Annotated in this window: 1 protein-coding gene; it reads right to left on the bottom strand. The window is 37.4% G+C overall.

The genetic code is table 11. The annotated features are described in order from the left end of the window. Nucleotides 1-33: 33 nt before the first annotated feature. A complete protein-coding gene (locus QUB26_RS31775) occupies nt 34-1332 on the bottom strand; it encodes an IS4 family transposase (protein ID WP_333321295.1) in 1299 nt (432 codons plus the stop codon). Nucleotides 1333-1496 lie beyond the last annotated feature (164 nt).

The raw sequence follows: 1496 nt of genomic DNA, 5'->3' as shown, positions 1-1496 counted from the left end.
CATTGGTGACAAGTTAAGACTGTAAGTCTTTTGTCAAGAGGCTTTTAGAGAATTGTTGAAAAAAAACTGGTCAGACCCTCGCTGAATATCCGGAAAGGGAGCCACAATTAGCTTTGTGTTTGGTTCTCGTTTCTGTTTAACAATACCTAAATCTCGATTTTTGGGGTCAGCAAAATACTTAACTGGGTCTGTTGCCTTACCTTTTTGATGAGCCATAGTAAAATGATAAAGACCCCGATAAATCATTTCTAAGGAAATTTCATCAAAGGGCAGAGAAAGTTCATCCGCTACGGCATCACCTAAATCTACTAACACAGCATAAAACAACCACGTTGACCAAATTTGCAATTTAATTCCATTGATTGAACCAGTCCATAAATAACTTAAACCCAAGAGTCTTTTTACTGTATTAAAAGCCTCTTCTATTCGCCAACGACGCCGATATAAATCGGCAACTACGTAAGGTGGTAAAACATGAGGGTCTAAGACGCTAGTTAAATAAGAATGCCAGGTTTTTCCCGACCTAATTTCAATTAAACGTAACGTGATAAATGGAGTTCTCTTTGTGCCAGAACCTAGACGTATCTTCCGGTCTCGCATTTCATAACTATCTGTAAATACCTGTTCTATTTGAATGGCTGCTCCTTTCTTTATTCTGGTAATAAATTCAACTTTCTTGGCGATTAATTTATGCCAAAAATTAAAATGATAAAATCCTCTATCTAGTAATAGCAAAGTATTTTCTGTAACTAAATTTAGGATATTTTCTTCCGCTTTAGTATCAGAAGCTTTGGGGTTTTCTTCAAACCAAATCTCAACAGGTAATCTGGTTATTAAGTCAATAACTGTAATTATTTTTCCGGCTAATTGTCCTTTTTCAACTGATTCTAAGCTTTGTAGTTTTTTAAATAGAGCCTCCAATATTGAGCCATCTATTATCCAAATTTTCTCGAATTTTGATAAGGTAAATTGAATACTTTCTGGCAATGGACGTTTATTTCTACTATGCCAAGCTGTTCTGAGACTTGGCAATAAATCTTTAAATACTTTTTCAAATAACTCCTGCGGAAATGTCAAAAATCGTTGTGATACCGCTTGTTGACTCACTTTTGTGGGATTACACCACAGAAAACCGTTTCTGGCTAAGATTCTTGTCAGCTCTCTCACCCCTGCTACGTCTCGCCACAATAACGTTAATACCGCAGCCATCATCAACGGTAAATTCAAGATCCGCTCTCTGAGTCCTAATTTTCGGTAGTAATTTTCTTGATTTGTAATCGCCGGTGTCAGCAATCTTTCCAGTTGCTCTGCAATTACTTCATCTTCTACCATTGGTCGGTGTGTTTTTTTCGCGTGGTCTCGATTGGTTTTTCGGCTGCTGGTCATGACTGCTCACAATCCCTCTATTACTTGTCTGTTATAAGTTTCCCACGATCCCAGACCCATGCAAATACTACCCTTGACAATTTCCTTTTTTCCTTAACTTGTCACCAATG

It is taken from the genome of Microcoleus sp. B4-C1, from assembly GCF_036705285.1.
Taxonomy (GTDB): Bacteria; Cyanobacteriota; Cyanobacteriia; order Cyanobacteriales; family Microcoleaceae; genus Microcoleus.
The sequence above is the reverse complement of the archived record's forward strand: the minus strand, read 5'-3'. Positions and strand labels throughout refer to the sequence as shown.